Annotated in this window: 10 protein-coding genes; 4 read left to right on the forward strand and 6 right to left on the reverse strand. The window is 62.7% G+C overall.

Annotated elements, in window-relative coordinates:
* Window positions 1-3: 3 nt before the first annotated feature.
* Complete coding sequence (locus ABQM86_RS04080) at window positions 4-903, forward strand: carbohydrate ABC transporter permease (protein WP_207596203.1); 900 nt, start codon at window positions 4-6, stop codon at window positions 901-903.
* A 50-nt stretch (window positions 904-953) separates the two neighbouring features.
* Window positions 954-2,492 carry an alpha-N-arabinofuranosidase gene (locus tag ABQM86_RS04085; RefSeq protein WP_369745992.1) on the forward strand — a complete coding sequence of 513 codons (1,539 nt, stop codon included), beginning with the start codon at window positions 954-956 and terminating at the stop codon, window positions 2,490-2,492.
* A gap of 98 nt (window positions 2,493-2,590) precedes the next feature.
* Here ABQM86_RS04085 and ABQM86_RS04090 read toward each other — a convergent pair whose 3' ends face one another.
* Window positions 2,591-3,289, reverse strand: coding sequence for a DsbA family oxidoreductase (locus ABQM86_RS04090; protein WP_369745993.1), 699 nt, complete (start codon window positions 3,287-3,289; stop codon window positions 2,591-2,593).
* 147 nt (window positions 3,290-3,436) lie between these two features.
* On the opposite strand from ABQM86_RS04090, the gene ABQM86_RS04095 reads away from it, so the two are divergent.
* Both ABQM86_RS04095 and ABQM86_RS04100 read left to right on the forward strand, forming a co-directional pair.
* Window positions 3,437-4,510 carry a glycosyltransferase family 4 protein gene (locus ABQM86_RS04095; protein ID WP_207596206.1) on the forward strand — a complete coding sequence of 358 codons (1,074 nt, stop codon included), beginning with the start codon at window positions 3,437-3,439 and terminating at the stop codon, window positions 4,508-4,510.
* 41 nt (window positions 4,511-4,551) lie between these two features.
* A complete protein-coding gene (locus tag ABQM86_RS04100) occupies window positions 4,552-6,687 on the forward strand; it encodes a glycogen debranching N-terminal domain-containing protein (protein ID WP_280626576.1) in 2,136 nt (711 codons plus the stop codon).
* A gap of 4 nt (window positions 6,688-6,691) precedes the next feature.
* Here the strand turns inward: ABQM86_RS04100 and ABQM86_RS04105 are convergent, their stop codons facing one another.
* The 5 genes from ABQM86_RS04105 to ABQM86_RS04125 form a co-directional block, all read right to left on the reverse strand.
* Complete coding sequence (locus ABQM86_RS04105) at window positions 6,692-7,222, reverse strand: N-acetyltransferase family protein (protein WP_369745994.1); 531 nt, start codon at window positions 7,220-7,222, stop codon at window positions 6,692-6,694.
* A 77-nt stretch (window positions 7,223-7,299) separates the two neighbouring features.
* On the reverse strand, window positions 7,300-8,655 hold the full coding sequence (locus tag ABQM86_RS04110; protein WP_369745995.1) for a NosD domain-containing protein: 1,356 nt from the start codon (window positions 8,653-8,655) through the stop codon (window positions 7,300-7,302).
* Between the two features lie 40 nt (window positions 8,656-8,695).
* Window positions 8,696-9,634 (reverse strand): carbohydrate kinase, encoded by a 939-nt coding sequence (locus ABQM86_RS04115; protein WP_369745996.1) that lies wholly within the window; start codon window positions 9,632-9,634, stop codon window positions 8,696-8,698.
* Between the two features lie 12 nt (window positions 9,635-9,646).
* Window positions 9,647-11,206, reverse strand: coding sequence for a glycoside hydrolase family 32 protein (locus ABQM86_RS04120; protein WP_280626582.1), 1,560 nt, complete (start codon window positions 11,204-11,206; stop codon window positions 9,647-9,649).
* 41 nt (window positions 11,207-11,247) lie between these two features.
* Entirely contained in the window at window positions 11,248-12,288 is a 1,041-nt protein-coding gene (locus ABQM86_RS04125; RefSeq protein WP_280626584.1) for a LacI family DNA-binding transcriptional regulator, read from the reverse strand.
* Window positions 12,289-12,322 lie beyond the last annotated feature (34 nt).

Raw genomic sequence — 12,322 nt, forward strand, 5'->3', positions numbered from 1 at the left:
GCAATGGCAACCCCTACCCTGACACGTCCCGCACCCAGCACCACCACAAACAGCCCGGAGATCCGCCAACCCCGCAAGAAGCTGACGGTGGGCAGGATCGCGGCCGTCGTGGTCGCCGCTATTATTGCCGTTCTGTGGCTGATCCCATTCGCATGGGCCACGGCGACCGCTTTCAAGACCGAGACGGATGCCGCCGCTCCGGACGTCACCTGGCTGCCGCCGTCGGGATTCACTCCTGAAGCGTTCGTCAAGGTGTTCCAGGACGGCAACATCCCGCTCTGGACCTGGAATTCGCTCTACACCTCGGCTGCCATCACGGCCATCACCCTGGTCATCTCGGCACTGGTGGCCTACGCGCTCTCGAGGATCGACTTCAAGGGCAAGAAGGTGCTGATGACCGTGATCATCGCGTCCATCATCATTCCGCCACCCGTGCTGATCATCCCGTTGTTCTACCAGATGCTGGCGCTGAACCTGATCGATACCTCGTGGGCCATCATCCTGCCGCAGGTCATCCACCCCGCCATGGTGTTCGTGCTGAAGAAGTTCTTCGACCAGATCCCGCGCGAGCTCGAGGAAGCGGCTGTGATGGATGGCGCCAGTCGCTTGCGGATTTTTACCCAAATCATCCTGCCGTTGTCCCGGCCCATCCTGGCCGCCGTCGCGATCTTCGTGTTCATCGGCGCGTGGAACAACTTCCTGTGGCCGTTCATCGCCACCAACGACGGCAACCTGCTGACCCTCCCCGTGGGGCTGCAGACCATCAAGAGCGCCTACGGCATCCAGTACGCGCAGAACATGGCGTCCGCGCTGCTGGCCGCGCTGCCGCTGATTGTGGTCTTCCTCTTCTTCCAGCGCCAAATCATCAAAGGCGTTGCGACGACGGGACTCGCCGGAACCTGACCGGCACCTTTTTGACAACCAAAGATTCAGCATCACAACCAAGGAGATACATGTCCCGCGCACGCATCACCCTCGATCGCGACTTCACCATTGGCGAGGTACCCCGACGACTCTTCGGCTCCTTCGTGGAGCACATGGGCCGCTGTGTCTACACCGGCATCTACGAGCCCGGACACCCCGAGGCGGACGAGAACGGCTTCCGCCAGGACGTCATGAAACTCGTCAAGGAACTGGGCGCCACCGTCATCCGGTACCCCGGCGGCAACTTCGTTTCGGGCTACAACTGGGAAGACGGCATCGGCCCCCGCGAAAACAGGCCGCGCAGGCTTGACGGTGCCTGGCACACCGTAGAGACCAACGCGTTTGGCCTGCACGAATTTGTGGACTGGTCCAAGCAGGCCGGCACGGAAATCATGGAAGCCATCAACCTGGGCACCAGGGGAGTGGACGCAGCCCGCGAGATTGTGGAGTACGCCAACCACCCCGGCGGCACGTACCTGTCCGACCTCCGGGCAAAGAACGGGCACAAGGACCCGTTCAACATCAAGCTCTGGTGCCTCGGCAACGAGTTGGACGGGCCTTGGCAGATTGGCCACAAGACCGCCGACGAGTATGGCCGGTTGGCACAGGAAGCCGCCAAAGCCATGCGGTTCGTGGATCCCTCGCTTGAGTTGGTGGCCTGCGGCAGTTCCAGTTCCAGCATGCCCACCTTCGGCGCGTGGGAGCAGACGGTCCTCACCCACACCTATGACGAAGTGGATTACGTTTCCCTCCACGCCTACTACCAGGAACATGAAGGTGACGTGGGCAGCTTCCTGGCCTCCGCCGTCGATACTGACTACTTCATTGAGTCAGTGGTGGCCACCGCGGACGCTGTGCGTGCCAAGGGCAAGCACAAGAAGCACATCAATCTGTCCTTCGATGAGTGGAACGTTTGGTACCAGCGCGGACTGGACACCGAGGACCAGCCGCACAATGTGGCCAAGGCAGGCTGGCGTGAGCACCCCCGGGTGATCGAGGACAAATACAACGTGACCGACGCCGTGGTGGTGGGCACGCTGCTCAACTCGCTCCTCCGCCACGGTGACCGCGTGAAAATCGCCAATCAGGCGCAGTTGGTCAACGTGATCGCGCCGATCCTTTCGGAAGAGAACGGGCCAGCGTGGAAGCAGACCATCTTCCACCCGTTCGCCCGCATGGCCGAGCTCGCCAAGGGCCAGATTCTGCGGCTCTCGGTGGACTCGGATAAGTACTCGAACAACCGTTTCGGCGACACGGACCTGGTGGATGTCAGCGCTACATGGAACGAGGAAACAGGCCGGGTTGCCCTGTTCTTCGCGAACCGCGGCTTGGAAGAAGCGGCCGACGTCGAGGTCGCCCTGCGCGGTTTCGACGCCCGCCAGGTGCTCCGCGCCGAGGTTCTGGAGATCCCGGAGGCTGGCGACCGCTTCACCATCAACAGCCAGGAGCAGCCGGGCCGCGTTGGCCTGACGGCACTGGAGGGCGTGAAGGCGACTGGTTCCGAGCTCCGCCTGACGCTGCCCGCCCTGTCCTGGGCCGTCGTCGAGCTTGACGTGGTGAAAGGCTAGCCGCTGACCCAACTGAGTAACAGCAAACGTCGCAATGAGCACTCATAGCGACGTTTGCTGTTACCTACTTGGGTTAAGGTACGACGGCGGTTGGCTGGCTAGATCGCGCAGCCGTCGGGCCCGCAGGCCTCGGCGTCCGAGGCGCCCACCGGGATCAGGGGATTGGCTTCCTGCCAGGCCTGGTTCAGTGCCTCGCTGAAAAGTTCGGCGGGCTGGGCGCCGGAGATGCCGTACTTGCGGTCGATGACGAAGAACGGGACGCCGGTGACGCCTATGGCGCGGGCCTCATTGATGTCCTGGTTGACCTCTTCGGCAAACTTGTCGGAAGTGAAGAGCTCTGCCACTTCATCGGACGGCAGCCCGAGCGTCGCGCCGAGTTCCGTGAGGTACTCCTGGTTGCCGATGTCCTTGCCGTGCTCAAAGTGGTCGCTGAGCAACTGCTCCTTGGCTGCGTCCTGGCGGCCGTGTGCGGCGGCAAGGTGGATCAGGCGGTGGGCTGTGAAGCTGTTGGCCACCACCACCTTGTCGAAGTGATAATCCAGGCCTTCGCCCTTGGCAGTCTCGGTGACGTGGGCGAACATCTGCTTTACCTGCTCAGGAGCCATACCCTTGCGCTTGCTGAGGTAGTCCAATTCGGTGCCGTCGTAGTGCTCGGGTACGGAGGGGTCCAGCTGGTAGCTCTTCCACTCGATGTCCACCGAATCGCGGTGCGGGAACTGTGCCAGCGCGGTCTCGAAACGGCGCTTGCCGATGTAGCACCACGGGCACGCGACGTCTGACCAGATCTCAATCTTCATGCTCTGGACAACCCGTCGGGCCGGCGGGGCATTCCTCACACGGCTGTTATTTTGCTCACCCGTTGCCGTCCGGTCCCAGGCCCCATACTCTTGGAATGGGTTATGAAGCCAGCCCTTGGACTGGGGGTTTTGCGCGGAGGCTCCAGCATGCGCATCGGACTCATCGTTGGCCCGTGGTTTACAGTGCCACCGGAAAAATATGGTGGAACAGAGCGTGTAGTCGATGCCCTGGCGCGGGCGTTGGCGGACGCGGGACACGATGTCCTGCTGGCAACCGCCTCGGACAGCACCTGCCCGGTGCCCCAAGTACCCGGCTTTGGCCCCTCAGCCCCGGAGGAACTGGGACAGACCGCCAGCGAACTTGGGCACGTCATCAGGGCCTATGCACAGATGCAGGACATGGACGTCATCCACGATCACACTCTTGCTGGACCCCTCTACGCGCATCGGCCAGCTGGCATCCCCGTAGTCACCACCATCCACGGGCCGTTGTCGCCCATCTACTCGCCCCTTTACCGCGCCATGGCACAAGATACCGCCATCATCGCGATCTCCCACGATCAATGCAGCAGGACCCGGGATGTACCGGTCACAGCCGTGATCCACCACGGAATCGATCTGTCAGCGGTGAGCATAGGGAGTGGAGCCGGAGGGTATGCCTGTTTTGTAGGCCGCATGTGCCCGGACAAAGGACTCCTGGAAGCCGTGGCCGTTGCCCGGGAAGCCGGCGTCCCCCTGAAGATCGCGGCAAAGATGCATGCCAAGGACGAGCAAGAGTATTTTCGTGACGTGGTGCGGCCGGCCCTGGGAAATCAGGAGGAGTTCCTGGGAGAACTGTCGGACCCGGAAAAATTCGAGCTGATGGGTGATGCTCTCGCCCTGATCAACCCTATCCAGTGGCATGAACCTTTTGGGTTGGTGATGATCGAAGCACTCGCCACGGGTACCCCTGTCCTGGCCACCCCAATGGGTGCCGCCCCGGAGATTGTCCGGCACGGGATCACGGGCTTTGTGGGTTCCCCCAGTGAGTTGGCGGCCTGCGTTGAACGGGTTCCGTTCCTCAGCCGGGATGCCTGCCGACGATCAGTGGAGGAGTCCTTCAGTTCAGCGCGAATGGCTGCGGACCACCTGGACCTTTACGCCAAAGTCATCGAACAATTTTCGGCTGGACCTCTTTCCGGAGGGAGTCTATTGCAAGAAAATCAGAGGCAAGCCCTGTAGGGACTGCCCTCACGGAAGACTCCCGAGGAGGCCTGTTGGCCATGACTGCTTGGAACGAAGACACTGAAGCCGGAGCGTCAGAGCTCGGCGCCGTCACCGTCGTTGAAGGTTCGTCCTTCTGTATTTCCTCGCACTCGGGTGACATCCATGGAGGCGGATCCCAGGGTGCCTACTACCAGGACACCAGGATCGTGTCTCGCTGGATCCTGCGGGTCAACGGGGCGCTGAGGGAACCGCTGGTGGCGCGGAATCCCACTGCTTTCCAGGCGGAGTACGTGGGTCGGGCGTGCTCGGCCGACGGCAGGTTCGACAGCCCCTTGGTAGTCCACCATCAACGGCATGTGGGTGCCGGCCTGCGGGATGACATCACTATCAGGAACTACTCGGGACAGGACGCCCCCTGCGGAATTGAACTGCTGCTCGACGCCGACCTGGCGGACCTCTTTGACGTCAAGGGCGGCCGGACCAACAAAGCCGGAGCACCCACCAAGAAGGCTCACAAGAAGGAACTTCACATCGATTCCCTCCACTCCAGCGGCCAACGCCGGGGAGTGGCTTTCCGGGCCTCCGGCGCCAAGGTCTCCGATGAAGGATTGACGTTCCAGATCACCATCCCGGCCCGCAGCCAATGGAGCACCAGCATCATCGCGCTCCCCCTGGTCAATGGGGAGGGGCCCCACGACCCCTTTACCGAGACCACACCTTTGCACCACACCCCCAGCGTCCGGCGCCACGCTGCCTGGGAAGAGCACGTACCCCGGATCGCTGTGACTGATGCCAACGTGGAGGAAGTCCTGGAGCGTAGCCAACGCGATCTGGGCTCGCTGCGGATCTTCGACCCCGCCCATCCAGGACGCGCCGCCGTGGCCGCCGGAGCACCGTGGTTTATGGCGTTGTTCGGACGCGACTCGCTCCTGGCCTCTTATATGTCGCTCATGGTGGATCCCAACCTTGCAGCGGGAACCTTGCAGACCCTGGCAGGGCTCCAAGGCAGCACAGTGGATGTGGACTCCGAGGAGGAACCCGGACGCATCCCTCATGAGGTCAGGCTCGGTGTCACTGCCGGACTCTCGCTGGGCGGAACAGCCTACTACGGAACGGCCGACGCGACACCCCTGTTCGTCTCGACGCTCGGTGAGCTCAGCAGGTGGGGCCTTGGGGCGGACATCATCGAATCCCTCCTCCCGCACGCCGACCGTGCCATCGAATGGATGGAGCAGTACGGGGACCGCGACGGCGACGGCTTCATCGAATACCAGCGGCCCAACGAGCATGGGCTGGTGAACCAGGGCTGGAAGGACTCCTGGGACGGCATCAACTTTGCGGACGGCCGGATGGCGGAGACGCCCATCGCGCTCTGCGAAGTGCAGGCCTACGCCTACGCGGCCTATGTGGGGCGGTCGCTGTTGGCGCGGGCGGCGGGCGATACCGCCGTCGAACGCCGGTGCGCGGACCGCGCCGAAGCGCTGAAAGCCGCCTTCAACGAGGCCTTCTGGCTACCGGACCGCGGCTACTTTGCGCTGGCGCTGGACAAAGACAAGAAGCCCGTGGACTCCTGTACCTCGAACATGGGGCACTGCCTGTGGGTGGGCATTGTGGACGAGGACAAGGCGCCGCTGGTGGCCGAGCGGCTGATGTCGCCGGAGATGTTCACGGGGTGGGGCATCCGGACGTTGGGTTCGGACATGGGCGCGTACAACCCCGTCAGCTACCACAACGGCTCCGTCTGGCCGCACGACACCGCGCTGGTCGCCACCGGCCTCATGCGGTACGGCTTCGTGAAGGAAGCCAGCCGGATTGCGAGCGGATTGTTCGACGCCGCCGAGCACTTTGGTGGTCGACTTCCGGAGTTGTTCTGCGGCTTTGACCGCAGCGACTTTGCGGAGCCGGTTCCGTATCCGACGGCGTGTTCCCCGCAAGCGTGGGCGGCTGCGGCGCCCGTCCAACTGGCCCGGATCCTGCTGCGCTTCGATCCGGACTTCACCCGGGACGTGTTGCACCTGGCGCCGATACTGCCCGACGCTTATGGGTCGTTCCGCGCGGACAATGTGCTGCTGGGGCGCTCGCGGATCACGGTGCAAGCCTCTGGTTCGTCCGGGACCGTGACCGGGCTGCCGGCCGGGCTCGAACTGCGTTCCGATCCCCGGCCGCCTCTGGCAGGGGACTTGTTCGGCTAGCGTCCTAGAGTTCGTGCTCCATGACGAAGTCGTGTTCCACCGTGGTCCCGAGTGTGAAGGACTTGGTGCCGACGCGCTGGAACCCGCTCTTCTCGTAGAAACGGATGGCTTTGGCATTCTCGCTGTTGACACCCAGCCACACCCCTGATGCGCCCTTATCCGCCGCATCAGCCAGGGAAGCTTTGATGAGTTGTGATGCGGCGCCTTTGCCGTGGTGGTCGGGGTGGACGTAGCACTTGCTCAGCTCCGTGGAGGGGAGGGCGGACAGCACAGAGGCGACGTCAGGGTCGGTGGCTGGCTTGGCGATGAGCATGGTGTACCCCAGGAGCTGCCCGTCGTCGTCGAGCACCATGATGGTGATGTTGGCGTCGGCGAGGTAATCCTCGAAGTTGGCCTCGCTGAGCGTCTTTTCGAGGTGGGCTTGGATATCAGCCGGTGACGACCCCGGCGGGCACGCCAGCGGGAAGGTGGCGGCCGCAAGCTCAGCCAGCTTCCCGGCGTCGTGCGTTGTTGCGGTGCGGATGGTTTCAGTCACGTGGCCCCCTTGGAAGTTTCTTGGACAGCTAATGCCCCTAGGAACGAATCTTAGGGGCATTGGCTGTACGAAAACTCCTAACCCACAGTGGGGGTGGAGCGGATGGCGTTGGTTGCCCTGTCCGCAAGTACTTGCGGTTCACTGCCCGAATCGAGGATGGTGTTGCGTGTTGATTCGGGATCAACCAGGACAGCCGTCACGGCGAGGGCATTAGCTGCATCTGTTGTCAGCAGGGCATCTACTTGTGCTTCGAAGCAATCGTCGCTGGCGGTGGCGTGCACGTTCATTGCAACGACGTGGTTGTTGGACACGAAATTCCCTGCCCCTTCGCGCAAACGGATGATGACCGGCGTCGCGCCTTCCGGACGGATGCTCACCGAATCGATGATCTGGGAGAAGTGGTTGCCGATGACGGAGTTGTTGCTGCCGCTGACACTCAGGACTCCGTGCAGGTCATCCAGCCCGTTGTCGATCCCGAGGAAAGGTGTCCAGGGCTCGTGGTCACGGAGGAAATGATTGGTAGCCACGAGGTTTTCCGAGCTGTTCCCGTCCAGGACAACCATGCCGGCGTAGAAGGAATGCAGTCGGTTGTTCGTGACGCTTGAACGGGTTACGCCGTTGAAGTGGACGCTGCTGGCCCCTCTTGGAAAGACGTTGTTGGCGGTGACAAGGAGCCCGCCGTGGTTTTCCGCGTAGATGGAATGACCCTTGAAACCGGCACCGATCAGGTTGTCGGTGATTTTGGACGCCTGTCCCCAGCCACGCAGCTCGATGCAGCTTCCACATTCCGCGATGAAGTTGTTGTGGATGGACAGCGCGTCCGCGTTGTGGATGGTCAGGGCGTGTTCCAGGTAGATAAAGCCCATCTCATTGACGCGGAAGGAATCGTTGGCACTGGAGACATGAATACCGGTCTTGTCATTCACATAGCTGTTTTCCGCGGGCAGGTCCGAGCCGTCCGGAGCGAAATGGAGCCCATCGATGCAGAAGTTGGCAAACTCCACCGAACTGATCCGGGGACGGCCCGCACGCTCAACAAGGAAGGCAGCTCCCTGGGACGGGACAGCGTTGGACGGGTCAGTGCCCTCGCCAGCCGGGAGCAGGTCCACCAGGACGCGGCTCCCGCCCGGCCACAGTTCGTGCAGATCGGGCCATTCGTCTTCGGGGACGTTGAACCGGATGCTTGAGGACGTGAACCCGTGGCCCGAGCCTTGGATCCTGAGGAAGCTGATGTCTATCAAAACCTGAGTGCGCAGGCGGTAGTCACCCGGCGGCAGGTAGATCACCGCTCCAGGCTTTCCGCCGTCGTTCACGGCTGAGGCGTTCTGCCGTTCCTTGATGTCAGCGATGATGCTGTTGATGACCTCGCCGACGTCCTCGACCGGGTTGCCGATGGGCCAGTTGGTCACGTCGTAGTAGTTCTTGCTGGACATGGCTTGAGTTCCCTTGATGTGGTGGGTTGTTTGGGCGTAGTCAGATGGCAGGTTGGTGTTCAACCAAGTCAGCCAGCAGTTCGTCCGACGTCGGTGGGGTGGCGCCTGCGCGCCGCACTGTGATTGCCGCGGCCTTAGTGGCCCTTCGTCCCAACGATTCCAGGGCTTCCTGCGGTAAGCCGACCGCCCCGGTCAGGAGAAGCCCGTAGATCAGGGCGGACATGTACGAGTCTCCGGCGCCAATGGTGTCCACCACGGTGGACTTCAAGGATGGAAGCAACAGCCGCGTGCCGGGGGTCGAAAGCATGGATCCATCGGAGCCCTTGGTGACCACAACAAGCCCGGCCCCAAGGTCCAATATGCGCTGTGAAGTGTCTTCGAGCGACCAGCCCGGGTAGAGCCACCGCGCGTCCTCGTCGCTGAGTTTGACCACCTCGATGAGGGGGATGAGGCCGTCGAAAATGGTCTTTGCCTCGGTCTGGCTGCCCAGCAGGGCAGGGCGGACGTTGGGATCGTAGGTGACCACGCATCGCTGATGCACCTGTTCAAGGAGTTCCCGCACGGCGGATGCTCCAGGTTCCAGGAAGGTGGCGATTGATCCGGTGTGCAGGATTTTCGGCACAGTCACGGGGGCAATTGCGGGAAGCTCCCATTGGATGTCGAAGTCGTAGTGGGCTGAACCGTCCGGCGCCAGGGTGGCGGTGGCCGTAGCGGTCCGGTCGGGCCTCCCGGCAGTTGTCAGGAGTTCGACGCCGGCGCTCGCCAAATGCTCAATGGCAGCACCGTGGTGGTCGTCTCCGATGGACGTCAACAGGGCGGTTGGCACGTTGAGCCGGCCGAGGCCGTAGGCAACGTTGGCGGGTGATCCTCCCGGGTGCTCAACGGTGCCCCGTGACGAAACGACTATGTCGATCAGAGCTTCACCGACAACTACGACGTCGGCGCCCGCGCCTGAGCGGGTTCCGTGTACGTTGTTCATTCCTGCTTCTCCTTAAACGTGTGACGAAACCGTGAGCTTCAGAACCGTTGCCGTACCGCCCTCGGCGGTCAACCAGTTCTCCTGGCTCCTGGCGTCCGGGAAAACGAGGTCGGTCAGGACCACCTTGCCGTCCTGGGCAAAGACTTCCACTGAGCTCTGGTCCACGACGATGAGCAGCTTGAGGATGCCGTCCTCCAATGCAGCGGGCGCTGATTCGGCCGACGCGAACTTTTCGTGGAACGTGGTGTCTCCTGACCGGGTGCGGTCAAGGGTGATGCGGCCGTTGCTTGTTGTGTAGCTCAGGACAGTGCCCTGGCTCCTGTCGGAGCTCGCGAGAAGCCGCAGATCAACGCGCTCAGCGGTTCCCGGCACGATTTCGGCCTCGATCACTTGAGCGGTATCCGGCCTTGCATCCGGCAACCGGAAGGCCGTGGGGCCCAACGTGAAGCTGCCGGTCTTGGCCAGATCTTGTTTCAGATCTCCCAGGATGGGCCGCTGGACCAGCCGGGCGGCGCCACTCGCCGAACTCAGCACGACCTCTCGGGCAAGAGTCATGGAGGACCGCCACGGTGCTGTGGGCAACTGGTTGGCGTAGTCCCAGTTATTCATCCAACCCATGATGACCCGCCGGCCATCCGGGGTGTTGCTGAAGGACACGGAGGCGTAGCAGTCGCGTCCCCAGTCCAGCCACAGGCAGCGCTGCAGGGCCGCAGCGGCCTCATCAGAATCTCCGATTGACGAGATACCGGCAGGAGCCACCACAGAACCGGCGTCCGGAACGAAGCGGACGCCGTCGAACTGTCCCACAAAGTACTGTCCGCCTGAACCGCCCGCCACCGCACCCGGGTTGACGTTGACGATCAGGACCCATTTGATGTTCTGCGGATCCCCGTCCACCGCCAAGGGGAAGAGATCGGGGCATTCCCATTCGCCGGCGTCGGCGTTCGCAGGGCCAAAGTCGCTCAGGATTGCCCAGCGTTTGAGGTCGTCGGAACGGTAGAGAACCACCTTCTGCTGCTGCGCTTCGACGGCGACCATCACCCAATAGGAACCCTCCCCGCCTTGGTAACGGAACACTTTCGGATCGCGGAAGTGCTCGGAATTCCTGGTCACCACAGGGTTCTGAGCGTATTTGCGCCATGTCATTCCGCCATCGGTGCTGTACGCCAGGGACTGGGCCTGCGTTCCGCTGTGCACGGTCCCGGCCTTGAAGGCGCTGGTGTACACAGCCACCAATGCCGGTGACTCGACGGTGCCGAAACCGGAGGTGTTGCCGTGGTCCACCACCACGCTTCCGGAGAAGATGTCCTCTTTCTCATCGCCGGCAATGGCGACAGGATGCTCCGTCCACTGCAGGAGATCCGTGGAGGTGGCGTGGCCCCAGGACATGTTCCCCCAAACGTTGCCGTAAGGGTTGTTCTGGAAGAAGAGGTGATACAAACCGTCGTGGAAAACCAAGCCGTTGGGATCGTTCAGCCAGGTGTCCCTTGCCGTGAAATGGATGGCAGGCCGGAATCGGGGAGTTACGGCCGGGGCTGTTTCCGGGCGTGCGGCATCAAGGCTACTGGACATGTGGTGCGTTCCTTTTGGGACGTTGGAGTGGCTTGTTGGGGTTACCGGGGAGCTGCGACGGAGTCACGGCTGACCAGGGGGCAACCCAGGATGGTTGGGTGGAGCGCCATCAAGGAGAGGTCGTCCTTGCCCTCAATGGCGTCAATGAGGTGTTCAGTGGCCCAGGCACCCATCTCGTAGTGGGGGAGGGCCACAGTGGTGAGGCCGGGGTAGAGGTTGGCGGCGATGAGTTCCTGGTCGTCAAAGCCAACTACTGAAAGGTCTGCCGGGATGCTCAGGCCCAGCTCTGCGGCCGCCCGGTAGGCACCCATGGCCATACGGTCGTTGTAGCAAAACAGGCCTGTGGGCCGGTCTTTCCGTGAGAGGATCCGTTTGGCCGCCTCGTAGCCGCCTTGCACCTCGGAGATCTCGGACTCCACAGGTGCCGCATCGCCGTCGAGCCCTGCTTCGTTCAGCATGGCCCGGAAGGCCTGAAGCCGCTGGCGGGTTGCGGGGACGTCGTCGGTGTTGTTGAGGAAAGCTATCCGGGTGTGGCCGGCTTCGAGGAGTGCCCCAACAGCAGCGCGGGCGCCTCCGTCCTCGTCCGGGACCACAGCCGTGATGTTGCCGCCGATAGCGACGGAGTCCACCAGCACGGATGGGACGCTGCCCAGGTTGTCCGGGAGTTCCACGTTGCGGTGGTACATGGTGGCATAAAGAATTCCGTCCACGCGACGTTCCAGGAGGGCCTGGACGTCGGCTTGCCTCGATTCGAGGCTGGCCGAACCCGGAGTGTTGATGATCATGAGGTTGTAGCCCCGGGCCTTGGCGGCCTCATCAGCGCCCAGAATGATCCGGCCGGCGTGGGGAGTGGTGGCGATTTCCTCGCTCACCAACCCCAGCATGCCGGTCCTCTGCGTGCGAAGGGCCTGGGCCAGGCGGTTGGGGCCATAGCCGAGTTCCTCTGCCGCGGTCTTGACTTTGTCCCTGGTTTCGCTGCTGATCCGGGCGTAGGACACCTCGTTGAGGACATGGGACACCGTGGTGACGGACACGCCGGCGGCGACGGCTACGTCCTTGATACCGATGTTCTTGTTGCTCATCCGACTCCCACGTCCTTATGGTTGGTGATGCCCT

It is taken from the genome of Paenarthrobacter sp. AMU7, assembly GCF_041200195.1.
Taxonomy (GTDB): domain Bacteria; phylum Actinomycetota; class Actinomycetes; order Actinomycetales; family Micrococcaceae; genus Arthrobacter.

Excerpts from the sequence above, each read along its gene's own strand:
- ABQM86_RS04120 (WP_280626582.1), bottom strand. The coding sequence starts at position 11,206 with ATGTCCAGTAGCCTTGATGCCGCACGCCCGGAAACAGCCCCGGCCGTA.
- ABQM86_RS04100 (WP_280626576.1), top strand. The coding sequence starts at position 4,552 with ATGACTGCTTGGAACGAAGACACTGAAGCCGGAGCGTCAGAGCTCGGC.
- ABQM86_RS04115 (WP_369745996.1), bottom strand. The coding sequence starts at position 9,634 with ATGAACAACGTACACGGAACCCGCTCAGGCGCGGGCGCCGACGTCGTA.
- ABQM86_RS04090 (WP_369745993.1), bottom strand. The coding sequence starts at position 3,289 with ATGAAGATTGAGATCTGGTCAGACGTCGCGTGCCCGTGGTGCTACATC.
- ABQM86_RS04080 (WP_207596203.1), top strand. The coding sequence starts at position 4 with ATGGCAACCCCTACCCTGACACGTCCCGCACCCAGCACCACCACAAAC.
- ABQM86_RS04110 (WP_369745995.1), bottom strand. The coding sequence starts at position 8,655 with ATGTCCAGCAAGAACTACTACGACGTGACCAACTGGCCCATCGGCAAC.
- ABQM86_RS04085 (WP_369745992.1), top strand. The coding sequence starts at position 954 with ATGTCCCGCGCACGCATCACCCTCGATCGCGACTTCACCATTGGCGAG.
- ABQM86_RS04095 (WP_207596206.1), top strand. The coding sequence starts at position 3,437 with ATGCGCATCGGACTCATCGTTGGCCCGTGGTTTACAGTGCCACCGGAA.
- ABQM86_RS04125 (WP_280626584.1), bottom strand. The coding sequence starts at position 12,288 with ATGAGCAACAAGAACATCGGTATCAAGGACGTAGCCGTCGCCGCCGGC.